General features: G+C 70.1%; 20 protein-coding genes. 10 read left to right on the forward strand and 10 right to left on the reverse strand.

The window, feature by feature from the left end; genetic code table 11:
- Positions 1 to 19: 19 nt before the first annotated feature.
- Complete coding sequence (locus ABR737_RS23740) at positions 20 to 979, forward strand: pyridoxamine 5'-phosphate oxidase family protein (protein ID WP_350252119.1); 960 nt, start codon at positions 20 to 22, stop codon at positions 977 to 979.
- A gap of 34 nt (positions 980 to 1,013) precedes the next feature.
- Here ABR737_RS23740 and ABR737_RS23745 read toward each other — a convergent pair whose 3' ends face one another.
- From ABR737_RS23745 to ABR737_RS23765, 5 genes are all read right to left on the reverse strand, one after another.
- Entirely contained in the window at positions 1,014 to 1,493 is a 480-nt protein-coding gene (locus ABR737_RS23745) for an NUDIX domain-containing protein (RefSeq protein WP_350252120.1), read from the reverse strand.
- Between the two features lie 48 nt (positions 1,494 to 1,541).
- Positions 1,542 to 2,438, reverse strand: a complete 897-nt coding sequence (locus tag ABR737_RS23750) for a LysR family transcriptional regulator (protein WP_350252121.1) — start codon at positions 2,436 to 2,438, stop codon at positions 1,542 to 1,544.
- 310 nt (positions 2,439 to 2,748) lie between these two features.
- Entirely contained in the window at positions 2,749 to 3,876 is a 1,128-nt protein-coding gene (locus ABR737_RS23755; protein ID WP_350252122.1) for a cystathionine gamma-lyase, read from the reverse strand.
- Positions 3,873 to 4,469, reverse strand: coding sequence for a low molecular weight protein-tyrosine-phosphatase (locus tag ABR737_RS23760; RefSeq protein WP_502964496.1), 597 nt, complete (start codon positions 4,467 to 4,469; stop codon positions 3,873 to 3,875). Before ABR737_RS23760 ends, ABR737_RS23755 begins: the two co-directional genes overlap by 4 nt.
- 60 nt (positions 4,470 to 4,529) lie before the next feature.
- Entirely contained in the window at positions 4,530 to 4,907 is a 378-nt protein-coding gene (locus ABR737_RS23765; RefSeq protein WP_350252124.1) for a phage holin family protein, read from the reverse strand.
- 48 nt (positions 4,908 to 4,955) lie between these two features.
- On the opposite strand from ABR737_RS23765, the gene ABR737_RS23770 reads away from it, so the two are divergent.
- From ABR737_RS23770 to ABR737_RS23780, 3 genes are all read left to right on the forward strand, one after another.
- Positions 4,956 to 5,273, forward strand: a complete 318-nt coding sequence (locus ABR737_RS23770) for a cupin domain-containing protein (RefSeq protein ID WP_350252125.1) — start codon at positions 4,956 to 4,958, stop codon at positions 5,271 to 5,273.
- Positions 5,274 to 5,500: 227 nt separating this feature from the next.
- Positions 5,501 to 5,725, forward strand: coding sequence for a DUF5326 family protein (locus ABR737_RS23775; RefSeq protein WP_350252126.1), 225 nt, complete (start codon positions 5,501 to 5,503; stop codon positions 5,723 to 5,725).
- Between the two features lie 746 nt (positions 5,726 to 6,471).
- Complete coding sequence (locus ABR737_RS23780) at positions 6,472 to 6,894, forward strand: SsgA family sporulation/cell division regulator (protein ID WP_350252127.1); 423 nt, start codon at positions 6,472 to 6,474, stop codon at positions 6,892 to 6,894.
- 178 nt (positions 6,895 to 7,072) lie between these two features.
- On the opposite strand, the gene ABR737_RS23785 is transcribed toward ABR737_RS23780, so the two are convergent.
- Positions 7,073 to 8,494, reverse strand: coding sequence for a YibE/F family protein (locus tag ABR737_RS23785; RefSeq protein ID WP_350252128.1), 1,422 nt, complete (start codon positions 8,492 to 8,494; stop codon positions 7,073 to 7,075).
- A gap of 220 nt (positions 8,495 to 8,714) precedes the next feature.
- Between ABR737_RS23785 and thiC the strand changes: the two genes are divergently transcribed.
- Complete coding sequence (thiC, locus tag ABR737_RS23790) at positions 8,715 to 10,499, forward strand: phosphomethylpyrimidine synthase ThiC (protein WP_350252129.1); 1,785 nt, start codon at positions 8,715 to 8,717, stop codon at positions 10,497 to 10,499.
- Between the two features lie 190 nt (positions 10,500 to 10,689).
- Here the strand turns inward: thiC and ABR737_RS23795 are convergent, their stop codons facing one another.
- From ABR737_RS23795 to ABR737_RS23805, 3 genes are all read right to left on the reverse strand, one after another.
- Positions 10,690 to 11,574, reverse strand: a complete 885-nt coding sequence (locus tag ABR737_RS23795) for a hypothetical protein (protein WP_350252130.1) — start codon at positions 11,572 to 11,574, stop codon at positions 10,690 to 10,692.
- Positions 11,575 to 11,804: 230 nt separating this feature from the next.
- Complete coding sequence (locus ABR737_RS23800; RefSeq protein ID WP_350252131.1) at positions 11,805 to 12,944, reverse strand: metallophosphoesterase; 1,140 nt, start codon at positions 12,942 to 12,944, stop codon at positions 11,805 to 11,807.
- Positions 12,945 to 13,195: 251 nt separating this feature from the next.
- Positions 13,196 to 14,296, reverse strand: a complete 1,101-nt coding sequence (locus tag ABR737_RS23805; protein WP_088798889.1) for a LacI family DNA-binding transcriptional regulator — start codon at positions 14,294 to 14,296, stop codon at positions 13,196 to 13,198.
- A gap of 404 nt (positions 14,297 to 14,700) precedes the next feature.
- Here ABR737_RS23805 and hisC point away from each other — a divergent pair, with 404 nt between their 5' ends.
- The 5 genes from hisC to ABR737_RS23830 all read left to right on the forward strand — a co-directional run bounded on the left by hisC (position 14,701) and on the right by ABR737_RS23830 (position 24,249).
- Positions 14,701 to 15,780 carry a histidinol-phosphate transaminase gene (hisC, locus tag ABR737_RS23810; protein ID WP_350252132.1) on the forward strand — a complete coding sequence of 360 codons (1,080 nt, stop codon included), beginning with the start codon at positions 14,701 to 14,703 and terminating at the stop codon, positions 15,778 to 15,780.
- 324 nt (positions 15,781 to 16,104) lie between these two features.
- Positions 16,105 to 17,613: a cytochrome ubiquinol oxidase subunit I gene (locus ABR737_RS23815; RefSeq protein WP_350252133.1), complete on the forward strand. Its 1,509-nt coding sequence runs from the start codon at positions 16,105 to 16,107 to the stop codon at positions 17,611 to 17,613.
- 9 nt (positions 17,614 to 17,622) lie between these two features.
- A complete protein-coding gene (gene cydB / locus ABR737_RS23820) occupies positions 17,623 to 18,624 on the forward strand; it encodes a cytochrome d ubiquinol oxidase subunit II (protein ID WP_350252134.1) in 1,002 nt (333 codons plus the stop codon).
- Positions 18,625 to 18,673: 49 nt separating this feature from the next.
- Complete coding sequence (gene cydD / locus ABR737_RS23825; protein WP_502964360.1) at positions 18,674 to 22,363, forward strand: thiol reductant ABC exporter subunit CydD; 3,690 nt, start codon at positions 18,674 to 18,676, stop codon at positions 22,361 to 22,363.
- A gap of 206 nt (positions 22,364 to 22,569) precedes the next feature.
- On the forward strand, positions 22,570 to 24,249 hold the full coding sequence (locus tag ABR737_RS23830; RefSeq protein WP_350256901.1) for a GAF domain-containing sensor histidine kinase: 1,680 nt from the start codon (positions 22,570 to 22,572) through the stop codon (positions 24,247 to 24,249).
- 116 nt (positions 24,250 to 24,365) lie between these two features.
- Here ABR737_RS23830 and ABR737_RS23835 read toward each other — a convergent pair whose 3' ends face one another.
- On the reverse strand, positions 24,366 to 25,361 hold the full coding sequence (locus tag ABR737_RS23835; protein ID WP_350252136.1) for an HAD family hydrolase: 996 nt from the start codon (positions 25,359 to 25,361) through the stop codon (positions 24,366 to 24,368).
- Positions 25,362 to 25,367: the final 6 nt, after the last annotated feature.

The following is a 25,367-nucleotide window of genomic DNA, read 5'->3' on the forward strand; positions in this document are numbered from 1 at the left end:
GACAGGGGAGGGGTGGGGCATGCCACGGCAAGAGCGCCCCGGGAGCGACGGCGAGCACCTGGTGCAGCAGCGGCTCGGTACGACCAAGCGGGCCGACCGTTTCTACGATGACCAGGTCCTGGACCATCTCAACGTCCGGATGCAGGAGTTCGTGGCCCGGCAGGAGATGTTCTTCCTGTCCACGGCCGACCGGCACGGCGAATGCGATGCCACGTTCCGGGCCGGGCCGGCGGGCTTCGTCCAGGTATTGGACGCCCGGACGCTGGCATACCCGGAATACCGCGGCAACGGTGTCATGGCGTCCATCGGCAACATCTCGGAGAACCCGCGCCTGGGCATCTTGATGGTCGACTTCACCCGTGACCGCATCGGGCTGCACGTCAACGGCCGGGCACGCGTCGTCATGGACGAGGACATGCGGCTGCAGCACCCCGGTCTGCCGGTCGACCCAGTCCCGGGCCGACGTGCCCAACTGTGGGTCACCGTTGAGGTCGAAGAGGCGTACATCCACTGCGCCAAGCACATTCCGCATCTGCAGAAGGTCCCGGCGCAGCAGCGCGGAGCGCGAGCCTGGGGCACCGACGACGCCAAGCGCAAGGGTGGCGACTTCTTCGGCGCGGCGGTGGAGGCAGATCAGCGGCCGCCCTTCCGGCGCGCCGAGCGCAGGAACGAGCACCTTCGGGGCGGACTGCACGAGGACACCGACGACGCGCTGTACCAAGCGGCGGCCCCGGCGTACGGCAGTGGTCCGGCACACGGAAGCGAACCGGTGCCCGGGGGCTCCTCGCCTACGGCCTCAGGTGCCGGTCCGGCGGCGTATCCGGGCGCGCCCCGTGACCTTGGCCGGGACGACTTCGTGGAGGAGCTGAACGCCGAGTTCCTTGACCGGGTCGAGCGGGTGCTCGCCCGCGCCCAGCCCCGTCGGCCCGCGGAGGACGGTCCGGAATTCCGCGGATGGTTCGACCGGCGCGACGGCTGAGACAGCCTGCCGGGGGGAGAGCGCGGGATACCGCTCAGCCCAGGTCCGGGGCGTGCATCGCCCGCACGCCCTCGATGTTGCCGTCGAGGTAATGCCGCAGCGACAGCGGCACGACCTCGACGGAGGCGATGCCGACACGGGTGAAGGGCACCCGCACGATCTCGTACTCCCCGCAGGGGTCCTCGACCTCGGGGCCGTGCCGGCGGGAGACGTCCATCGAGTCGAGCCGGCAGACGAAGAAGTGCTGGACCTTCACGCCGTCCACCCCGCCGTCGCTGAAGTGCTCGACGGTGTCGACGAAGACCGGCACCACGTCCTTGATCTTCGCGCCCAGCTCTTCGTCCAGTTCGCGGTGGAGGGCGTCGATGACGGTGGCGTCCTCGGGCTCCACGCCACCGCCCGGAGTGATCCAGTACGGGGCCCTGCCCGGCTTGGTGCGCTTGATCAGAACCAGGTCCGCGCCGTCGAGCAGAATCGCGCGGGCGGTGCGTTTGACGACTGGCCGTACGTTCATAGGGGACAGATGCCGCAGTCACGGCCCGGTGAAACCCACGCCCCTCGGTCACCAGTCGACAGCGGTGCGCAGCAGCCACTCATGCGCCCGGGCTATGTGCGGAAGGCCGAGTGTCCCGGTCCGTACGGTCAAGAAGTACGTCCGCAGCGGGGGCACCGGCGGGTCGAGCAGGGCCACGACCTCGCCGCTGTCCAGGGCGCCGGCGCACAGATAGCGCGGCAGCACCGCGAGTCCCACACCGGCCGTCACGCAGGACAGCACCGCCCGGAGGTCAGCAGCGATCACGGCGGCGGAGGCGGCGGGCTTGGCGTCGAAGACCGCGGACCAGTAACGGGTGATCAGCGGCAGGCTTTCGTGGACCTCGACGAGCGGTACGGGGTCCAGCACGCGGACTCCCCCGGCCTGCAGCACGGCGCTCCCGCCCAGCTCGGACGCCCAGTGCGGTGCCGCGATCAGTACATGTTCCTCGTCGCAGAGCGGGGTGGCAGTGAGCAGCCCGCCGCGCGGCCGGGTGGTGGTGACGGCCAGGTCGTGGTGGCCGGCTGCCAGGCCGGTCAGCAACTCCTCCGCGGGGCCGAAGACGGTACGTATGGACAGGCCCTGGGCGATCAGTGGGGTAAGTGCCGGGAGCGCGCGCTCGGCAAGGAACTCCGGGGGCCCTGCGAGATGGAGGGTGCGGGTCACGGAGTCGCGGTCCAGGCCGGCCTCTGTGATCTCGGTGAGCGCGTCCAGGTGCGGTGCCACTTTGTGGGCGAGTTCATCGCCGATGGTGGTGGGGGCGACGCCACGGGCGTAGCGGAGAAAGAGGGGGCGGCCCAACTGGCGTTCCAGGGCCCGGATCTGGCTGGTCACCGCGGGCTGGGAGAGGCCGAGTAATGCCGCGGCACGGGTGAAGGAACCGGCCCGGTGCACGGTGACGAAGGTGCGCAGCAGAGCCAGATCCATCGCGTACCTCCTGCGCCTCTCGGAAGCCTGGTCGCGGGCCAACTATAAATTTGTCGATAGGGCTGTGCCGCTAGCGTGATTGGACAATGACGCTCAGTCAACTAGCCTTGTTCGAGCGGTTCGTTTCACGTGGAACATTTCGTTTCACGTGAAACGCGTGGACTCGGGGCCATGGGGAACCGCAGGCCGGCAGGGTGACGAGGGGGGATGCCCTGCCGGCCCACTTCATGCCGCTTCCTTGCCTCGGGCCGTGGCGCGCCCCGCTTGTTCGACGCGTTCCGCGGCTTCGGGGGGCACCCCAGCCGTCCGGTCAGTTCTGCGCGGCCGCGTCCAGTGCCCGGATGACATCCGCGACCAGATCCTCCGGCTCCTCGATGCCGACCGAGAAGCGGATAAAGCCCTCCGGCACGGCATCGCCGCCCCAGCGGGCCCGTCGCTCGGCGCTGGACCGTACGCCACCGAAACTTGTCGCATCGTCCACCAGGGCCAGTGCCGCCAGGAACCGCTCTGCGTGGGCCTTGTCGGGCAGGACGAAGGACACCACGGAGCCGAAGCGGCCCGGGCGCATCTGCCGGGCGGCAAGTTCGTGGGACGGATCGGACGGGAGGCCCGGGTGGCGCAGGCCGGTGACCTCGGGGCGGTCGGCCAGCGCCGCGGCCAGGGCCAGGGCGCCCTCCGACTGCTGGCGCACTCTCAGCGCGAGGGTGGCCAGCGAACGATGCGCGAGCCAGCTCTCCATCGGGCCAGGGATCGCGCCCACTGTCTTGCGCCACAGCCGTACGGAATCGGCCAGCGCGGGATCACGGGTGCTGGCGTACCCGAGGAGGACGTCGCCGTGGCCGGTCAGTGCCTTGGTGCCGCTGGCGACCGAGAAGTCCGCGCCGAGGTCGAGCGGCCGCTGGCCGAGCGGGGTGGCGAGGGTGTTGTCGACGGCCACCAGCGCGCCGCGCCGGTGTGCTTCGTCGGCCAGCCGCCGGATGTCGCAGACATCGAGGCCGGGGTTGGAGGGCGTTTCGATCCACAGCAGACGGGCGCCGTCCAGCGCGTCGAGCTGTGTGTTGTGTGCGGTCGGAGCGGTACGGACCTCGATGCCGTAGCTCTCCAGACGCGTGCGGACGGCCGGCAGCAGCTGGTATCCGTCGCTGGGGAGCACCACGGTGTCGCCGGTGCGCAGCTGGGAGAAGAGGACCGCGGTGATCGCTGCCATCCCGGAGGCGAACGCAACGGTATGAGCGCTTTCGTCCGGTGACTCGAGCTCGCCGACGGCCTGTTCCAGACGGGTCCAGGTCGGGTTGGCGTCGCGGCCGTAGGTGTACGGGCCGACGGCATCGCCGGGGAGGTGATAGTGCGCCGCGAACACCGGCCCCGGGAGGGTCGGCGCATAGGCCTCGGGCTCCGGAAGCCCGGCGCGTACGGCGCGGGTGCCGTCGCCGGTCATGCGCTCTCCTTTTCCTGCGGCTGGTGCGGCTGGTGCGGCTGGTGCGGCTGGTGCGGATGGCGAGGTTCCTGCGTCTGAGGCCGGCCGGTGTCATCCCCACGAGCGGGGTCGGTGGCCGCGGCACTGGCCATGATCGCGGCCCGTACCGCCACCAGCAGGCCGTCGCTCGCCGCCTCGATCATCTCCAGGCACTCCTCGAAACCGGCGATACCGCCGTAGTACGGATCGGGCACGTCGAGGTCGTCGACCGTGCCGAGGCCGGGCGGCGGTCCCGGGACCGCCGCCCCCGTGTCCGGCCCGTACGAGCGCAGCAGGTGGACCTTGGCGGCGTCCTGCGCGGTCGGGGCCAGGCCGCGCAGCTCGCGCAGATGGCCGGAGTCGAGCGCGATGACCAGGTCGAGGTGGTCGAACCAGGAGGTGTGGAACTGCCGGGCGGTGTGGCCGTGAACATAGCCGCCCGCGCGCAGCACCGCGTCCGTGCGCGGGTCGGCTCCCTCCCCCTCGTGCCAGCCGCCGGTCCCCGCGCTGCCGACCTCGACCAGGCCGTCGAGGCCGTCTTCCGCGAGGCGGGCGCGGAAGACGGCCTCCGCCATCGGCGACCGGCAGATGTTGCCGGTGCAGACGAAGCAGATACGGAAGGGGGTGGTCACGGATCAGTCCTCGTCGGGAAGGATCACATGCATCGCCCAGGCGACGATGGAGATGATCACGCCGCCGAGCAGGGCCGTCCAGAAGCCGTCCACATGGAAGGCGAGGTCGGCCTTGTCGGCGAGCCAGGAGGTCAGCAGCAGCATCAGCGCGTTCACGACCAGCGTGATCAGGCCGAGCGTGAGGATGAACAAGGGGAAGGACAGCAGCTTCACCACGGGCTTGACCAGGAAATTGACCAGCCCGAAGATCAGCGCGACCAGGACCAGGGTGAGTATCTTGCGGCCGGTGTTCTCACCGGTGAGCGTGATGTCCTTGAGCAGCCAGATGGCCACGGCAAGCGCCGCGGCGTTGGCGATCGTCTTGACCAGAAAATGCTTCATGGTGAGATCGTCGCAGACGAGTCTGAATCATCAGAGGGGACGATCGGCATGAAGGCTTTCAGACTGGAAGAGCTGGAAGCGGAACGGGCCGCGAACGACGGCGCGTATCTGCAGTTCCTCCGGGAAAGGAACATGTCGGTCGGGCTCTACGCACTGGACGCCGGCAGCATCGATCCACAGCAGCCGCATGCCCAGGACGAGGTGTATCTCGTGGTCAGCGGCCGGGCGGCGATCACCGTCGGGACACAGACCCAGTCGGTGGCCCGGGGCAGCGTGGTCTATGTGCCCGCCGGGGTGCCCCACAAGTTCCACCACATCAGCGAGGACCTGCGGGTGATGGTGGTCTTCTCTCCTCCTGAGAGCTAAGGGCCTGGCACCGGATCCCGTAGGGGAAGGGTCAGGGAAGGGCCGGGGCTGCGAAGCCCCCACGGCCGCGGTACGCGTCCTAGCATCGTTGGTGCAGGGGAGAACCGAAGGTGTGAGGCAACAGACAGGCCGCACGCGGACGGCATCACCACTGAGGCAACAGCGCAGCCGACGGATGGCGCGGTACGGACAGCGACAGCGCGACAGACAGAAAGCAGGGCAGAGCAGTGGCTGGTAAGGGGATACTCGCAGGACTTCCGTGGTGGGTCACCTGGGTCGTGGTGCCCGTCGTTCTGATCGTGGTCTTCGGCGGACTGATCACCACCGCGCTCGGCCTCCTGATCGGCTTGCTGTTCAAGGTCCTCATAGCGGCAGCCGTGATCGCCGGAGTCATCTACCTCGTCCGCAGGGCCAGCGGCTCGTCCTCGTCCTCGTCGAAGGGCGACTGGTAAGCGGCAGGGGCTGCCCGCCCGCCGGCCCCGTGCGCCGCAACGAGCGGACTCGGGCGTTCGGTATTGGCAATCGTGAACAGCGAATCCGTCTGCTGCCCTTGCCGGCACCCGGCTCCGGGCCGGATGCCGGCAAGAGGCCCTTCGGGTCTGCGAAGGCGGGGCGCGGCGGACCGGCGTAGGCGCTGCCGTCTACTTCGGCGTCCGCCGGGAGGGTGATGTCGGGGCGGGCGTGGTCACCCACGGCTGTAGCGGCAGCCGGTGGAGTCGTGGGCTGGGCTTCCGTGTCACCGCACCCGGCCACGCGATCGGGCAATATCTGGTCGCACGGTTTGACGGAGCATCAAGCAGAGAGCGTCCAGCGCACCGTGCCGTCCAGCCGATACCCCCCTTTTCCGTGTGATCTGTGGATGAATTGCTACACCGCGCGGATACGGTGCGTGGTAATCATCGGGCTTTCGTGTATCGGGAATATGCCGTGGGCACGGCGTGTGCGGCCCTCCCTGCCCAGGTCGGGGCGGCCGCCCCGGTGTCAGTCGACTCCCCGCCCGCGGACGAACTGCGCCGATTGCGGTCCGTTACAGAACGACTACGAAAAATGGCGGAGTCGGCACTAACGACACTCGCCTTCTCTGTCAGTATCTGAAAACTCACTCCTTGTGATCTGCTGGCGCGTGGCAGACGATGGCGCCAATAGGGCCACGGGGATGTTTCCCGGCCATCTCCGATCAAGTGCGGGGCAGTGGTTGATGACCGACACAGTTCAGGCAGAAGTGATCATGAGCTTCGTCGTTTCGGAAGAGCTCGCGTTCCGGATTCCGGTGGAGCTGGACTTCGCCAGCGCCGATCCGTACGCCGTCCGCCTCACCTTCGATTTGCCCGGCGATGCGCCCGTGACCTGGGTGTTCGGTCGAGAGTTGCTGCTGGACGGGCTGAGCCGGCCGTCCGGTGAGGGTGATGTGCGTATCGAGCCCGCCTCCCCCGAGCACCTCAGCGATGTCTTCATCAGCCTTCAAGTCGGCGCCGAGCGCGCGCTGTTCCGGGTCAGTGCGGCGCCGCTGGTCGCCTTCCTCGACCGTACGGACCGGCTCGTACCGCTGGGCAAGGAAGAGGTCTGCGACACCCTGGAGGCCGTACTGGACCGCATCCTCACCGAGGCTCCGGCCGGCTGACCCGCCCCGGTCACACGGTCCGCGCCGAAGCCCTATGGGTACGCAAGTCCAGCCGCGTACCCGGTGCCCGTCCCTGTCCGTGCCCCTGTCCGCGCTGCCTGCCCGTCACTGCGCTCCGCCCGTCCGCCCCGCTCCGCTCGCGGCCCGTGCGGGGACGGAAGCCGTCCCCGCGCCTCCGTCACCGCTTACGGCGCTTGCCGCGTCCCCTGCGACGGCCCGGGCGGCTCTCCGTGGCGCCGGCCGGCATGCCGGCCGGCGCCACCGCACCGGCCCCCACCACAGCCCCTGAATCCGCCCTGGATTGCGGGACGGCTCCCGGCCCGCCGTTGCCCGGCGTGCCCGGCTCCTTCCGGTCCGCCGAGACCACCAGTGCCGCCAGCAACGTCGTCAGCGGCACTGCGGCAACCAGCCCGATGCTGCCCACGAGCGTGCGGACGACCTCCTCCGCGACCACTTCGCTCGTGGCGACCGTGCCGACGCTGCTCTGTGCGATCGAGAACAGCAAAAGCAACGGCAGTGCGGCGCCCGCGTAGGCCAGCACAAGGGTGTTGACGACGGACGCGATGTGGTCCCGGCCGATCCGCATCGCGGCGCCGTAGAGCTTGCGCCAGCCGGCCGACGGGTCGGCCTCCTTGAGTTCCCAGACGGCGGCGGTCTGCGTCACCGTCACATCGTCGAGCACGCCCAGAGACCCGATGATGATCCCGGCAAGCAGCAGGCCGCGGATCTCGATGTCGGGGTACAGGCCGTGCACCAACCCTGTTGTGTCGTCCGTATTGCCGGTCAGCAGCGCCCAGTTGATGAACACCGACCCGAGCAGCCCGATCAGCAGCAGCGAGGCGAGGGTGCCGAGTACGGCAACCGACGTACGGGCGGTCAGACCATGGCACAGGTACAGCGCGATCAGCATGATTGCGCTTCCTCCGACCACTGCCACCACCAGCGGGTTGGAACCCTGCAGGATCGCCGGGAGGATGAACAGCGTCAGGACCACAAAGCTGGCCGCCAGTGCCACCAGCGCCAGTACTCCACGCAGTCGGCCGACGATCACCACCGCGAACGCGAACATTGCCGCCAGCACCCACATCGGGAGCGTCCGGTCGACATCGCTGACCGCATACTGCAGATCCTTCGGCGCCTTGGGGGAGTACGCCACCACCACCTCCTGGCCGGTGGTGTAGTGCCGCAGGGCGTCCGGCGTCACCACCGTCTGAAAGGTGCGTCCCGCGTTCTCTCCCGTGGTGACCTTGATCGTCGCCTGCTGACAGGGCTTGCCCTTGGTCCCTCCCCCGGCCGGTGGCTGTCCTGTCGGAGAGGAGGGCTGGGGCTGCTGCTCGGCATGGACGTCCGCGCAGTTCACCTCCGCCACCTTGACGACTCTGGCCTGCTCCGTGGGCTGGTCGAAGCCGACGCCGGACGGCTTGTGGCCAGGCGCGCCGCCCGGCCAGAGCACGACCAGACCGACCGCCACCGCGGCGGCAAAGGGGATCAGTACTGCCGCGATCACCTTGCGCAGATGCCGGGAGACGGGCGTGGCAGGTCCATGGCCGTGCGTGTGTGCGTGCACGGTGGAATGGTCATGGGACTCGTGAGGGCGCACCGCCTCATCATTGCAAGAACTCCGGGGCCCCCTGTTCACCCCGCCGCATCGGCCGCTACCGTGGTGCCACCTTTGCAATCGCGGGAGCTCGGAGCACCGGGCTGAGAGGGCGCTGACCTTCGTCTCAGCGGCGTTTCACGTGAAACGCCCATGGACGAAAGCCGCTGCGTCGACCGCTGAACCTGTTACCGGGTAATGCCGGCGTAGGGAGTTGGGTCTCATGACTCTGCAGGATGCACGCACGCCCGAAAACGGAAACGGTGCCGGCGGAAGCGGTGAGCCGCAGATCGGCTGGCACAAGGGCTACGTCTCCGAATCGCGCCCGGACCTTCGGGTCCCGGTCCGGCGGGTGCACCTCACCAACGGCAAGGACGTGACGCTCTACGACACGTCAGGGCCGTACACCGATCCGCATATCGATACCGACGTCCGCCGTGGTCTGGCGCCGCTGCGGGAGAACTGGATCATCGCTCGCGGCGACACCGAGGAGTACGCGGGGCGCCCTCCGCGGCCCGAGGACGACGGCCTCAAGCACACCTCGCCGCGCGGCGGGCTCAAGAACCTCGACGCGGTCTTCCCGGGCCGCCCCCGCCAGCCGCGCCGTGGCCGTGACGGCGCCGCGGTCACCCAGCTCGCCTATGCCCAGCGTGGCGAGGTCACCGCGGAGATGGAGTACGTCGCCCTCCGCGAGAACGTCACCCCCGAGTTCGTCCGCGACGAGATCGCGGCCGGACGCGCGGTGCTGCCGTCGAACATCAACCACCCGGAGATCGAGCCGATGATCATCGGCAAGAACTTCCTGGTGAAGGTGAACGCCAACATCGGCAATTCGGCGGTCACTTCCTCCATCGAGGAGGAGGTGGAGAAGATGACCTGGGCGACTCGCTGGGGCGCCGACACGGTCATGGACCTCTCCACCGGGCGCAACATCCACACCACCCGCGAATGGGTGCTGCGCAACTCCCCCGTCCCCATCGGCACCGTGCCCCTCTACCAGGCACTGGAGAAGGTCGACGGCAAGGCCGAGGAGCTGACCTGGGAGATCTACAAGGACACCGTTATCGAGCAGGCCGAACAGGGCGTCGACTACATGACGGTGCACGCCGGTGTGCTGCTCCGTTATGTCCCCCTGACGGCCCGCCGTAAGACCGGCATCGTCTCGCGCGGCGGTTCGATCATGGCGGCCTGGTGCCTGGCGCACCACAAGGAGTCGTTCCTCTACACGCACTTCGAGGAGCTCTGCGAGATCCTGGCCTCGTACGACGTCACCTACTCGCTCGGTGACGGCCTGCGCCCCGGGTCCATCGCGGACGCCAATGACGAGGCGCAGTTCGCGGAGCTGCGGACGCTCGGTGAGCTGAACACCATCGCCAAGCGGCACGGCGTCCAGACGATGATCGAGGGCCCGGGGCATGTCCCGATGCACAAGATCAAGGAGAACATCGACCTCCAGCAGGAGATCTGCGAGGAGGCCCCGTTCTATACGCTCGGCCCGCTGACCACCGATATCGCGCCCGCCTACGACCACATCACCTCCGGTATCGGAGCGGCGATGATCGCGTGGTGGGGCACCGCGATGCTCTGCTACGTCACGCCCAAGGAGCATCTGGGCCTCCCGGACCGCGACGACGTCAAGACCGGCGTCATCACGTACAAGATCGCGGCTCATGCGGCAGACCTGGCCAAGGGGCACCCGGGCGCCCAGGAATGGGATGACGCGCTCTCCGATGCCCGCTTCGAGTTCCGCTGGGAGGACCAGTTCAACCTGGCGCTCGACCCGGACACGGCCCGCGCTTTCCACGACGAGACGCTGCCGGCCGAGCCGGCGAAGACGGCCCACTTCTGCTCGATGTGCGGCCCGAAGTTCTGTTCGATGAAGATCAGTCAGGACATCCGCCGCGAACACGGGGGTGATCTGGCGATCGACCCCGAGGCCGGAATGGCCGAGAAGTCGAAGGAGTTCGCGGCCGCGGGCAACCGCGTGTACCTGCCGCTCGCGGAGTAGCCCACCGTCGGGCGTCGCTCCACCGGACGTCCGTCCCGCCGCCCGGCCGCCCGGACATCGCTCCTCCGGTCACCTCTGGAGGAAGGCCCCCACCGAAAGGCGGGGGCCTTCCGTCTGCCCACGGTGCGGCGATGAGCGCCCTCCGGTCACCCTCAGGGGCGCCGGGCCGACCGGACTGCCGCCCCGTGCACTAATCCGCCTGGTGGTCGGGTCCCCCGTAATCCGGGCTGGTGAAGTCCGGGCTGGAGTAGCGCGGTCGGGACCCCGAGGAGCCGCTGTCGGGGCTGGTGAACTCGGGGCGGGTGTAGCCGAGGGTGGGGATCCGGCTTTCGGCCGGTGGAGTGCGGCGGGGGACATAGCGGGCCGGGTCGTCTTCCGGCGTGGCCGTGGGGTCGGCAAGGGCCTCGCGGAGAAAGGGCAGCACACCGCGCTCCAGGAGGGCGCGGCGCCACACCTCACGGGCGTGGTCCAGTGCCTCGCCCAGCTCGTCGGCTCTGGCGACCTGGGGCGCCGAGCCGTTGCGCAGCGCCGTGATGAGCAGTCCGGCCATCGCGACCAGGGTCCCCGCGGCGGTCAGGGCCGCGAAGACCCAGCCGACGTTGATCAGAGGCTGCGCCAGGGACTTGTCGGGGCTGATGGCGCGCAGCACATAACCGATGAGGAGGAAGAGCACTGCGGCGATGCCGGCGAGGACGGGAGCGAGGACGGCGACCATGGCGGTGAGCCCGGCGCCGGTGGTTTCGGCCTCGCCCGGGGCCGTGGCGGTGGCCGGTCCTGGGCTCCCGTCGGCCTCCACGCTCTGCTCCTCGTCGTCGGGTGCGACGTGGGACGGCGCGGGCGCCGGTGCGCGCCACTCGGTGCGGAGCTCTACATAGCGTTGGTATTCGGCCGTGGCGCACGCGGCAATGGCGGTGGTCGCGCTGAGCGCCATCGTGCGCAACTGCTCGTTGCTGAGGTGGTTTTCCGCGACGGCGGTGAAGCCGTCCGGGCGGTATGCGGCGGTACGCAGCGCCTCATCAAGGAGCCGCGCAAATTCCGCGCGGTCCTCGTTCAGCAGGTGCGGAGCGCTGTTCATGTGGATCCCCCGATGCTCCGTAGGGCCGTACGGCCGGCGTTGGCCGGGCAGTGGGCGGAAACGGAGGAGAGCCTGCTACGGATAGTCCGATGGTAGAGCGACTGCGGCGCGGGGTGACAGAGAGTTTACGGAATTTGAGTAATGCCACGACCGGTTTCCGCCCGTGCCGACCCCCGGCGATGCGCCGATCGTCTGCCGTTCGCCCTTCCGTTCGCCGTCCCCGATAACGTTCAGCCGGCCAGCGGAAGTTGAACGACCAAAAGCTTTCCGGCCATGGTGATGCCGCCGTCCATGGCGATGGCCAGACCGTCCGCGTAGACATGCGGGCCCTCGACCGCCACGCTCTCGCTCTCGCCGTCCTCGGCGCCGACCTCGCCCAGCAGATAGGGGATGGGGCTGTGGCCGTGTACGACACGGTCGCCACCGTAGGCGTCGAGGAGTTCGCGTACGGCGTCCGAGCCGTCCTCGTCGCGGAAGGCGAAGCGCTTGGTGAACTTGCGGAACAGATCCCAGACTTCGTCCGCGTCGCTGCGGGTGAGCACGTCGTGGACGGTGTCGTTGACGGCCTCGATGGAGTCGCCGTATTCGAGGTAGGCAGTGGTGTCGGAGTGCACGAGCAGATGCCCGTCCTCCTCCATCACGGCGTCCAGGCGGGCCATCCACTGGAGGTGGTGGTCCTCCAAGCGGTCCATATCGGTCTTCTGGCCGCCGTTGAGGAGCCAGGCGGCCTGGAAGGAGGCGGTGCCGGCGCCGGACTGCACGGGCGTGTCGCCGAACCGCTTGGCACCCAGCAGCAGGAGTTCGTGATTGCCCATCAGGGCCTTGCAGTAGCCGCCGGCCGCCGCGGCCTCGGCGGAGAGCTGCATGACGAGGTCGATGACGCCGATGCCGTCCGGGCCGCGGTCGGTGAAGTCGCCGAGGAACCAGAGCCGGGCGTTGCCGGCCGCCCAGTTGCCGTCTGCGTCGATCAGGCCCTCGGCGGCCAGCGCCTCGCGCAGCTCGTCGTAGTAGCCGTGCACATCGCCGACGACATACAGCGGGCCCATGCCCTCGGGCGCGTCGGGGTCCTGGGCCGGTTCGGGCACCGGGACGACGGCGGGGTGGTCGATCAGGGTGTCCGTGCGTTCGGGCTCGATGACCGGGAGGTCGCGCGCGGTCGGGGTGTACTCCTCGGGCAGCTCCGCGGGCGGGGCGGCGGGCGGCACCACGGGGGGCGCGGCGGGCGGAGCGGCAGGAGGCGCGGCCGGGGTGCCGGCGGGCAGGTGGAGCGGCGGGCCGGCAGGCGGCACGGGGGACCCGGCGGACGTGCCGGAGGGAACTCCTGGCGGCGGAACAGACGCCGGAGTTTCTCCCGCCATGGTCCACACCATGGGTCCCTGACTGGCCCCCTGAGTCATCGACCCCTCCACCGTCGCGCCGCCGTGCACCTCTCGGACCTTTGCCTGGTCGACGGCGGTCCGCGGTGTCGTGCGCCCATCATAGGAATGCCGATCGCGGGTTGTGACGCACCCGGGGGTGGTCAATCCTCCGAAGCCCGGCATTCGCTGCTGATTTATCCCGGGATCGCCCTGTTTTTTCCTCGTAGAAGTGATCACACCGTCGCTCGTATGTGGGAGCACGCTCAGTCGCCGGTGGGTCCTCGCGGTGGACTGATGGTCGTTCTCGGGGGACGCCGTTGGGACGAGGCCCGGACGATCAGATCGGTCGGTATCACCTGTTCGACGGGCCGGCCGTTGTCGAGCCCCTCGATGGCGTCGATGAGGATCTGTACGACGGCGGTGCCGATGCGGCGCGGTTTGAGGGACAGCGTGGTGACGGGCGGCTCGGTGGCGGCGTAGAGGGTGGACTCGCTGCAGCAGACCAGCAGCAGGTCCTCCGGCACTCTGAGGCCATAGCGCCGGGCGGCGGCGAGCAGGTCCGTGCCGTTGGGGTCGAAGAGCCCGTAGACGGCGTCCGGGCGGTCCGGACGGGCCAGCAGCCGGTCCGCGGCGACGGCCCCCGCGCATGGGTCGTGTGCCGGGTAGGACTCGTACACCGGGTCCTGGCCGACCCGCTCGCACCAGTGCAGATAGGCGGTGGTCGACAGGCGGGTGTAGGTGTCGGTGGTGTTGCCCGTGAGCAGGCCGATGCGGCGGGCGCCGGCGTCGGCGAGATGGTCGAGCAGACCGAGGACGGCCGCCTCGTGATCGTTGTCGACCCACCCGGTGACGGGCAGCGTGCCGCCGGGGCGGCCGTCGGAGACGACGGGGATGCCGTGCCGGACGAGCTCGGTGACGACGGGGTCGCCGTCGGCGGGGTCGATGACGACGGTGCCGTCCAGGGCGACGTTGGACCACACGTCGTGGCGGGAGGTCGCGGGGAGGATGACCAGCGCATAGCCCCGGGCCAGGGCCGCGGAGGTGGCCGCTCTGGCCATCTCGGCGAAGTACGCGAATTCGGTGAAGGTGAAAGGTTCATCCCCGTACGTGGTCACGGTCAGGCCGAGGAGCCCTGACTTGCCCGTACGGAGGGTGCGGGCGGCTGCGGACGGGCGGTAGCCCAGCCGGTCGGCCACCTCGCGGACATGGCTACGGGTGGCGTCCGGAAGCCGGCCCTTGCCGTTGAGCGCGTCGGAGACAGTCGTGATCGACACCCCGGCTGCGGCGGCCACGTCCCGGATGCCCGCCCGCCCCAGCCGGCGACCGGTCGACCGGCTCACCTGATGCTTCCCTGCTGCTGTCATGGCGAGCCGATAGTAGGGCTCATTAGGGCCATTCGCGGGACTTGGACGAGGGCTGTGGAGAGGCACGTTTCTGCATGGGGGGAAGCGCTCAATTCTCGGAGAAGCAAAGGAAGTTGGCGCAATAGGTGATCATTTCGGGGGCGAGGTGGTGCGTTTGCCTGTCGATCGGTTCAGGTCTCGAAGCGGCCTCAAGTCACCTTGACGGGGGACGCGCGCCACGGAGTGAGCCACCGGCGCACGCCGAACCGGACGGCGCCCCCTGGAGGCTCCGCGCGGGGCTTCCCCGCGCCGGGCCGAGGAGGCGGCCGAGCCCGGCGGCGGGCAGGGGGCTGCCGCCGAACGGGTCAATCCTCATAAGGTGTGCAGTATTGGAGAAGAGGCAGGACGGTCGAGGAGGACCTGCGGTGAGCGAGAAGACCCCGAAGCTGCGTGCTGCGCTGGACGGCATCCCCACCTACAAGCCGGGCCGGCCGGCGGCGGCCGGCGGCCCCGTCACGTACAAGCTGTCCTCCAACGAGAACCCCTATCCGCCGCTGCCGGGCGTCCTGGAGCGCGCGGTGACCGCCGCCGGCGCCTTCAACCGCTACCCGGACATGGCCTGCACGGGCCTGATGGCGCAGCTGTCCGAGCGGTTCTCGGTGCCCCTGGAGCATCTGGCGACCGGCACGGGATCGGTCGGGGTGGCCCAGCAGCTGGTCCAGTCGACGGCCGGGCCCGGCGATGAAGTGATCTACGCCTGGCGGTCGTTCGAGGCCTACCCGATCGTCACCCAGGTCTCCGGCGCCACCTCCGTGCAGATTCCGCTGACCTCCGGTGAGGTGCACGACCTGGACGCCATGCTCGCCGCGGTCACCGACCGGACTCGGTTGATCTTCGTCTGCAACCCCAACAACCCCACCGGCACCGTCGTCCGCCGTGCGGAGCTGGAGTCCTTCCTGGACCGGGTGCCGAGCGATGTGCTGGTGGTGCTGGACGAGGCGTACTGCGAATTCGTGCGCGACCCCCAGGTGCCGGACGGCATCGAGCTCTACCGCGACCGCCCCAATGTGTGTGTGCTGCGCACCTTCTCCAAGGCGTACGGCCTGGCGGGGCTGCGGGTCGGCTTTGCGGTGGCCCATGAGCCGGTGGCCGCGGCGCTGCGCAAGACGGCGGTGCCGTTCGGGGTGAGCCAGCTGGCGCAGGAGGCGGCGGTGGCCTCGCTGCGCAGCGAAGCGGCGCTGCTGGAGCGGGTCGATGCGCTGGTGGCCGAGCGGGCGCGCGTGGTGGACGGCCTGCTGGGGCAGGGCTGGACGGTCCCCGAGTCGCAGGCGAATTTCGTCTGGCTGCGGCTGGGGGAGCGCACCACCGACTTCGCGGCGGCCTGCGAGCGGGCCGGCGTGGTCGTGCGGCCGTTCGCCGGCGAGGGCGTACGGGTGACGATCGGCGAGAACCCGGCGATGGACCTGTTCCTGCAGGCCGCGGAGGAGTTCCGCAAGGCGCTGTAACCCGTCCTCGGACGTGGTGGTGAGGCCGTGGGTCTGGTGACCTGAGGCCTCGTGCACGATGCGGTCTTTCTCGCCGCTGCGGACGGGTGCCGGGGTGCGCCGCCGGGCCGGTCGACGCGGTCGGGTCGTGGCAGGTGGAGGGCGTGATGGCGCCCGGTGGCCGGGCGTGACCGCGGTCACGTACCCCCGGCAGAAATGGCTGAGACCCGTAGGAGATAATTGCTTGTGAATGTGAACGCGTTCACAAGCGCGTCCCGTATGGACCACTTTATGTGGCGCATACAGGGCATTGCCGTAGTGCAACGGCGACGTAAGGAGCACGGCATGGAACTGGCGTTGGCGCCAGAGACTCTGGCGCGATGGCAATTCGGCATCACCACCGTCTACCACTTCCTGTTCGTCCCCTTGACGATCTCCCTCGCCGCTCTGGTGGCCGGACTCGAGACCGCATGGGTACGCACGGGCAAGGAGAAGTACCTCAAGGCCACCAAGTTCTGGGGCAAGCTGTTTCTGATCAATATCGCGATGGGTGTCGTCACCGGCATCGTCCAGGAGTTCCAGTTCGGCATGAACTGGTCCGCCTACTCGCGGTTCGTCGGGGACGTCTTCGGCGCCCCGCTGGCCTTCGAGGCGCTGATCGCGTTCTTCTTCGAGTCGACCTTCATCGGCCTGTGGATCTTCGGCTGGGACAAACTGCCGAAGAAGATCCACTGCTTCTGCATGTGGATGGTCTCGATCGGCACGATCCTGTCGGCGTACTTCATCCTCGCGGCGAACTCCTGGATGCAGCACCCGGTCGGCTACAAGTACAACGCCGCGAACGGGCGTGCCGAGCTGACGGACTTCTGGAAGGTGCTGACCCAGGACACCACCCTGGTCGTCGCCTTCCACACGCTGACCGCGGCCTTCCTGACCGGCGCCGCGTTCATGGTCGGTATCGCCGCCTTCCACCTGATGCGCAAGAAGCACATCAAGGTCATGCGGACGTCGCTGCGGCTCGGGCTGATCACGCTGGTCATCTCGGGCATCCTCACCGCGGTCAGCGGTGACTCGCTCGGCAAGGTCATGTTCAAGCAGCAGCCCATGAAGATGGCCGCGGCCGAGGCGCTGTGGGACAAGGAAGAACCGGCACCGTTCTCGGTCTTCGCCTACGGCGATGTCGAAAAGGGACACAACACGGTCGCCATCGAGATACCCGGCCTGCTGTCCTTCCTCGCGCACAACGACTTCAGCTCGCCGGTCCCCGGTATCAACGACGTCAACAAGTCCGAGCAGCAGAAGTTCGGGCCCGGCGACTACCGGCCCAACATCCCGGTCGCCTACTGGGGCTTCCGCTGGATGATCGGCTTCGGTATGTCGTCCTTCGCCATCGGGCTCGCCGGGCTCTGGCTCACCCGTAAGAAGTTCTGGCTGGCTCCGGGGCTGCGGACCGGCGACGAGGAGCCACCGCATCTCGCGCTCACCAAGAACAAGGTGCTCGGTGCCCGTCTGAGCAAGTGGTACTGGTCGCTCGCCTTCGTCACCCTCGGCTTCCCGCTCATCGCGAACTCGTGGGGCTGGATCTTCACCGAGATGGGCCGCCAGCCCTGGGCCGTCTACGGCGTGCTGCGCACCTCGGACGCGGTGTCGCCCGGCGTCTCGCAGGGCGAGGTGCTGACCTCGATGATCGTCTTCACCGCGCTCTACGCGATCCTCGCCGTGGTCGAGGTCAAGCTGCTGGTGAAGTACATCAAGGCCGGACCGCAGGAGCTCACCGACTCCGACCTCAACCCGCCCACCAAGATCGGCGGCGACAGCACGGACGCCGACCGGCCGATGGCCTTCTCGTACTAGGAGGCGACTGTGCAACTCCACGACGTCTGGTTCGTCCTTATCGCCGTCCTCTGGACCGGGTACTTCTTCCTCGAAGGGTTCGACTTCGGGATCGGTATCCACACCAAGCTCCTCGCCCGCGACCGGCAGGAGAAGCGCGTACTGATCAACACCATCGGCCCGGTCTGGGACGGCAACGAGGTCTGGCTGATCAGCGCGGCCGGTGCGACCTTCGCGGCCTTCCCCGACTGGTACGCCACCCTCTTCTCCGGCTTCTATCTGCCGCTGCTGCTGATCCTGGTGTGCCTGATCGTGCGCGGGGTCGCCTTCGAATACCGCCACAAGCGGACCGAGGAGCGCTGGCAGCGGAACTGGGAAAACGCGATCTTCTGGGCCTCGCTGCTGCCCGCGGTGCTCTGGGGTGTCCTGTTCGGCAACCTCGTGCACGGCGTCAAGATCGATGCTCACAAGGAGTATGTGGGGAGCGTTCTCGACCTGCTGAACCCGTACGCGATTCTGGGCGGGCTGCTCACGCTGACGCTGTTCACCTTCCACGGTGCGGTGTTCGCCTCGCTCAAGACGACGGGCGACATCCGGGATCGGTCACGCAGGATGGCGGCCGTCCTCGGAGCGCTCACGCTGGTGCCGGTGGTCGGCTTCCTGGGCTGGACCCAGGCCGCCAAGGGTGACGGCACCAGCCTGATCGTCATGATCGTCGCGGTGGTCGCGCTGGTAGCGGCGCTGGGGGCCAACAAGCTCGGGCGTGAGGGCTGGGCGTTCGCCTTCTCCGGCATCACGGTCGTGGCCGCGATCGCGATGCTGTTCCTGACGCTCTTCCCGAACGTCATGCCCTCGACGCTGAACAAGAGCTGGAGCCTCACGGTCAGCAATGCCTCGTCCAGCCCCTACACCCTGAAGATCATCACGTGGTGCGCCGGTTTCGCCACACCACTGGTGATGCTCTACCAAGGCTGGACGTACTGGGTGTTCCGCAAGCGCATCGGCACCCAGCACATCGCCGATGCCCACTAACTGAGCGGCCGCCCTCCCGGGGGCGGCCCCAGCAGGACGGATGTTTCACGTGAAACCGGTCGACCCGCGTCTGCTCCGCTACGCCCATGCCACCCGCGGTTTCCTGGTCGCGGTGGTGGTGCTCGGGCTTGCCGGAGCGGGCCTGGTCATCGGCCAGGCGATGCTGATCGCCGAGATCGTCGTCGGGGCGTTCCAGCACCATCTCGATACCGGCGCCCTGGCCACACCGCTGGCGCTGCTCGCCGCGGTCTCCGTCGGGCGCGGTCTGGTCTCCTGGCTCACCGAGCTGGCCGCGCACCGCGCCGGCGCGGCGGTCAAGTCCGAGCTGCGTATGCGGCTGATCGAGCGGGCGGCGCGGCTGGGGCCCGGCGCGGTGATCGGGCGCACGGACGGCGGCGCGTCGGCCACGGCTCCGTACGGCACCGGGGCGGCCGACGCGGGCACGCCCGACGGTACGGGCACCCGGGAGATGCGAACCGGCGAACTCACCGCCCTCGCGACCCGCGGCATCGACGCACTGGACGACTACTTCGCCCGCTATCTGCCGCAGTTGGGGCTGGCGGTCGTCGTCCCCCTCGCCGTGCTGGCCCGGATCGTCACCGGCGACTGGATATCGGCGCTCACCATCGTCCTCACCCTCCCGCTGATCCCGCTGTTCATGATCCTGATCGGCTGGGCCACCCAGGCGCGGATGGACCGCCAGTGGCGGCTGCTCGCCCGGCTGTCGGGCCACTTCCTCGATGTCGTCGAGGGCCTGCCGACCCTCAAGGTCTTCGGCCGGGCCAAGGCCCAGGCCGCCTCCATCCGGGCCATCACCGGTGAGTACCGCCGGGCGACGATGCGCACCCTGCGGATCGCCTTTCTCTCCTCCTTCGCGCTCGAACTCCTCGCTACCATCTCGGTCGCGCTGGTCGCGGTCGGCATCGGTATGCGGCTGGTGCACGGTGAGCTCGACCTCTACACCGGCCTGATGGTGCTGGTGCTGGCGCCCGAGGCGTATCTGCCGCTGCGGCAGGTCGGCGCGCAGTACCACGCCGCAGCCGAGGGACTTTCGGCCGCGGAGGAGATCTTCGCGGTGCTGGAGACTCCGCTGCGCACCGCCGGGACCGCCCCCGCGCCCGAGGGCACCGCGCTGACCGTGGAAGAGCTGGTGGTGCGCCACCCCGGGCGGACCGCCGACTCGCTCCCGGCGACGTCGTTCGAGGTCCGGCCCGGCGAGACCGTCGCACTGGTCGGCCCCTCCGGTGCCGGCAAGTCCACCCTGCTGAGCGTGCTGCTCGGCTTCACCGAACCGTACGGGGGCCGGGCCCTCGTCGACGGCCGGGACATCGCGTCGCTCTCCCCCGAGAGCTGGCGGCAGCGGATCGCGTGGGTGCCGCAGCACCCGCATCTGTTCGCCGGCACCATCGACGAGAACGTCCGGCTGGCGCGGCCGGATGCGGATGACGCCGCGGTACGCAACGCCCTGGGCCAGGCGGGCGCGCTGGACTTCATCGACGCGCTCCCGGACGGGATGGCGACCCGGCTCGGTGAGTCCGGTGCCGGGCTCTCGGCAGGCCAGCGCCAGCGGCTCGCGCTCGCCCGCGCCTTCCTCGCCGACCGCCCGATCCTGCTCCTGGACGAGCCCACCGCCAACCTCGACGGCGCGACCGAGGAGGCGTTGGTGACCGCGATCGGCCGGCTCGCCGTCGGCCGTACGGTCCTGCTCGTCGTCCACCGGCCGGCGTTGCTGGCGGTGGCGGACCGGGTGGTGCGGTTGCCGGGGGCGGTGGGGGCTGCGGACACGGTCGATGCTCTGGGGGCGGATGCCGCGGATGCCGCGGATGCCGCGGATGCCGCGGACGGCGCGGCGGAGCTGCTGGGCGCGGGGACGCGGGACCCGGGCTCCGCCGAGGCGGCGGCCGGGCCGCCGGCTCAGGATGAGGACACCGGGGCGGACTCCCTTCCCGGCCCCGCCCGGGGCTCGGCGCTCACCCGGCTGCGGCGGACGGCCCGGTCCCATCGGGCGCGGTTCGCGCTGGCGCTGCTGCTGGGGAGCCTGGCGCTGGGCAGTGCGGTGGGTCTGATGGCGACCTCGGGGTGGCTGATCTCGCGGGCGGCGCAGCAGCCGCCGGTGCTGTATCTGATGGTGGCGGTGACCGCGACCAGGGCGTTCGGCATCGGCCGTGCGGTCTTCCGGTACGCCGAGCGGCTGGTCGCCCATGACGCGGTCTTCCGGATGCTCGCCGAGGCACGTGTCGCCGTCTTCCGGCGGCTGGAACGGCTGGCACCGGCCGGGCTCAAGGAGCGCAGCCGCGGCGATCTGCTGTCGCGGCTGGTGGCCGATGTCGATGCGGGGCAGGACTACTTCCTGCGCTGGCTGCTGCCCGTCGGGGCGGCGGTGCTGGTCGGCGCGGGCGCGGTCGGTTTCACCGGCTGGCTGTTGCCGGAGGCCGGTGCGCTGCTCGCCGTCGGACTGCTGCTCGCGGGCGTGGGGGTGCCGATGCTCTCGGGTGGGCTGGCCCGGCGGGCGGAGCGCCAACTGGCGCCTGCGCGCGGGCGGCTCGCCACCCGCGTCGTCGATGTGCTCACCGGTACCGCCGAGTTGACGGTGGCCGGTGCGCTCCCCGCCCGTACGGAGGAGGTGCGCGGCGCAGACCGGGAGCTGACCCGGATCGCCTCCCGGTCGGCCACCGTGTCCGGGACCGGCGCCGGGCTGTCGGCGCTGCTGTGCGGACTGACGGTCGCCGCGGCGTCGGTGGCCGGCGTCCAGGCCGTACACGCGGGCCGGCTGTCGGGCGTGGCGCTGGCCGTGGTCGTGCTCACCCCGCTCGCCGCCTTCGAGGCGGTGGCCGGGCTGCCGCTCGCCGTGCAGTACCGCAGGCGCACCCGGCACGCCGCCGAGCGGGTCTTCGAGGTGCTGGACGCGCCGGTCCCGGTGCAGGAGCCGACCGCGCCGGCCGATGCTCCCGAGTCGCCGTTCCCGCTGGTCGTACGGGATCTGACCGCGTGCCATCCGGGAGCGGACCGCCCGGCGCTGGACGGCGTGGGCTTCACCTTGACCGCCGGCCGCCGGCTCGCGGTCGTCGGCCCGTCCGGTTCCGGGAAGACCACGCTGGCGCAGGTGCTGCTGCGCTTTGTGGACCGGGAGTCGGGGACGTACCGGCTGGGCGGAACGGATGCCCGGACGCTGGCAGGTGACGCGGTCCGGCGGCTGGTGGGGCTGTGCGCGCAGGACGCGCACCTCTTCGACAGCTCGCTGCGGGAGAACCTCAAGCTCGCCCGCAGGGACCGGCGCGGCGCCTCGGGCGATGCCGACCGGGACCTGTGGGACGCGCTCGGGCGGGCGCGGCTCGCGGACTGGGTGCGGGGGCTGCCCGACGGCCTGGACACCATGGTCGGGGAGCACGGCGCCCGGCTGTCCGGTGGCCAGCGCCAGCGCCTGGCCCTGGCGCGTGCGCTGCTCGCGGACTTCCCGGTGCTCGTCCTGGACGAGCCCGCCGAGCACCTGGATCTGGCCACCGCCGATGCGCTGACCGCCGATCTGCTGGCCGCGACCGAGGGCCGTACGACGGTCCTGATCACCCACCGGCTCACCGGTCTGGAGGAGGTCGACGAGGTGCTGGTCCTGGATCAGGGGCGGGTCGCACAGTGCGGGCCGTACGCGGAGCTGGCCGCGGCCGACGGCCCGTTCCGGCGGATGCTGGAGCGCGAGCGGGCGGTGGATACGGCGTACGGGGCGGCGCAGCCGGTGGCGTAAGCCCACGCTCAGCGGTGACACAGGGCGACGCGCTGCACAGGGCCTCCGGTCCCCTCCACGTCCGGCCGCCGAATATAACCGGACTTTCCCCGGAAAACAGCCCTTATTAGGCTCGTGGCATGGCAGCCACGGCACCACCCCCGCCCGGGGGCCCCGCGGACCCCGCGTACCCCGGGGGCGACGGCGCGCGTACGGCCCCCGATCCCATGGACGCCGCCACCGAGGCGACCCGCAGCCTGCAGGGGCTGTCGTCCGAGCTGACCGCCCGGGTACCGCAGCTGCTGGAAGCGATGCGCACGGTCGGCGCGGGTCTCGATCTGCACATCACCCTGGACCGGATCGTGGAGACGGCCGCCGAGCTGGCCGACGCCCGCTACGCCGCGATCGGGATCATCGACGACGCCCGCGAGGGGCTGTCGGACTTTGTGACGTACGGGGTGACCAGGGAGCAGCACGAACGGATCGGCGCGCTGCCCGACGGCCACAAGGGCCTGCTCGGGGCGCTCATCCATGATCCCAAGCCACTGCGCCTCGCCGACCTCACGGAGGACTCCCGCTCGGCCGGCTTCCCTGCCGGGCACCCGCCGATGCGGACGTTTCTCGGGGTACCGATCCGCGTCCAGGGCGAGATCTTCGGCAACCTCTATCTGACGGAGAAGCGCCGGGGCGGGGAGTTCAGCAAGGAGGACCTGCACATGGTGCGGGTGCTGGCCACCGAGGCCGGTATCGCGATCGGCAACGCCCGGCTGCATGCGGCAACCGCGCAGCGGGAGCGGTGGATCGACGGCTCCGTGGCGGTGACCACCGAACTCCTCGCCGGCAGCGATGTCGACGATGCGCTCGCGGTGGTCGCCGAGCAGGCCCGCAAGCTGGCGGACTCGGCGGCCGGCATTGTGCTGCTGCCCGACGAGGAGGGCGGCCTGGAGATCGTCGCGGTGTCGGCGGACGACCCCACCGGGATCATGGGGACGCAGATTCCGCCCCACAGCCCGGTGGTCGAACAACTCCTCACCGGGGAACCCGTGTTCGTGCACGATTCGGCCACCGACCCACGGATGATCACTGATATCGCGGCTCGCTTCGGCCCCAGCATGATGCTGCCGCTCAAGAGTGGCGGGCGGGTGCTCGGCACCCTTGCGACCCCGCGGGCCAGGGGCGCCCGCCCGTTCACCACCGCTGAGCGGACGCTGGCCACCCAGTTCGCGGCGCAGGCCGCACTGGCGCTGGTGCTGGCCGACGCCCAGCGCGACCGTGAGCGGCTGGCCGTCTACGAGGACCGCGACCGGATCGCCCGTGACCTGCACGATCTCGTCATCCAACGGCTCTTCGCGACGGGCATGATCCTGGAGAGCGCACAGCGCAGATCCGTGGTGCCCGAGGTAGCACAGGGCGTCGGCAAGGCCGTCGACGAGCTGGACGTCACCATCCAGGAGATCAGAACCGCGATCTTCGCCCTGCAACAGGGACCGGCCGAGGCGCCGTCCGGGCTGCGGACCCGGGTCCTGCGCGAAATCGGCACCGCCGCCGTACCACTCGGCTTCCAGCCGTCGGCCGGCTTCATCGGCCCGGTCGACTCCCGGATCGGCGAGCTGACCGGCAAAAACCTGATCGCCGCGTTGCGTGAGGCGCTTTCGAACGCCTTCCGGCACGCCCAGGCCTCCCGGATCGAGGTCGTCGTCGATGCCACGATCCGCCTCCCGGACGGCGCCGACGGCGTCCGCCTGACCGTCGCCGACGACGGCATCGGCATCTCGGACGGCGGTCGCCGCAGTGGCCTCAAGAACCTCGCCAAGCGCGCGGAGTCACTGGGCGGCTCCAGCTCGTACGGCCCCGGGCTGGGCGAGGACGGTACGGGGACGACGCTGAGGTGGGAGGCGCCGCTGTGAGGGTGGGGCGGGGCAGGGCGGGCGTAGTGGCGGGGAGGGCCAGGCGAGACCGGGCCGCGCGGGCGTACCCGGCAGATGCCGGGGCGAGACCGGGCGGCGCGCTGTCGGCCTCGGGGCTACCGGCCGCACCCCGGCAGGCCGTGGCGCAGGATCCGCTCGATGACGGCCGCGACGCCGTCGTCGTTGTTGGACGCGGTACGGCCCGTCGTGGCGGACAGCACGTCGGGATGCGCGTTGGCCATGGCGTACGAGGTGCCGGCCCAGGTCAGCATCTCTATGTCGTTCGGCATGTCCCCGAAAGCGACCACTTCCTGCGGGGAGATGCCGCGCTCCGCACAGCAGCGGGCGAGGGTGCCGGCCTTGCTGACACCGGGACCGCTGATCTCCAGGAGGGCGGTGGGGCTGGACCGGGTGAAGGACGCGAGATCGCCGGCCGTCGTACGGGCCAGCGTGAGGAACGCGTCGGGGTCCAGCTCGGGGTGGTGCGCCAGCAACTTGATCACGGGCTGCTCGGGGAAGGCGGGGCCCGCGGGATCGATGGGTCCGGTGGGATCGACGGGGCCAGTGGCGCCACCGGAGGGGCCGTCCGGTCCCTGGTACTCGTCGTGCCCCGCCGGGTGCGGACACAGCGTCGAGACGAAGTCCTCGGCCAGCAGCTTCTCGGCCGGCGCGACGACCGCGGCCGGGTCCAGGAGAAGCGGCGGGTACTGCGGCTCGTAGTGGATGCCGCCGGTGCGCTCGACCGCGAACGAGGTCCCGGGCGCGGCACCGCGCAGCGCCTCCACGACGGCGAGCGCGACGGTCCGCTCCAGGGGGCTGACCTCGACGATCCGGCCGCCGCGGTGCAGATCGACGACGGCCGCGCCGTTCGCGCAGATCGCCAGGCCGTGACCGTGCACATGGTCGCTGACCACGCCCATCCAGCGGGCCGGACGCCCGGTGACGAAGAACACCTCGATGCCGGCCTGCTCCGCGGCGGCCAGCGCGGCGATCGTCCGGTCGGAGACCGTCTTGTCGTCGTGCAGCAGTGTGCCGTCGAGATCGGTGGCGATCAGCCGGGGCGCGACGGCCGTTCCGGGCGCCCGTGGTGGTGTGGCGGGGGCATCAGTCACGGGGCC

The sequence above is a fragment of the Streptomyces sp. Edi2 genome, from assembly GCF_040253635.1.
GTDB lineage: Bacteria > Actinomycetota > Actinomycetes > Streptomycetales > Streptomycetaceae > Streptomyces.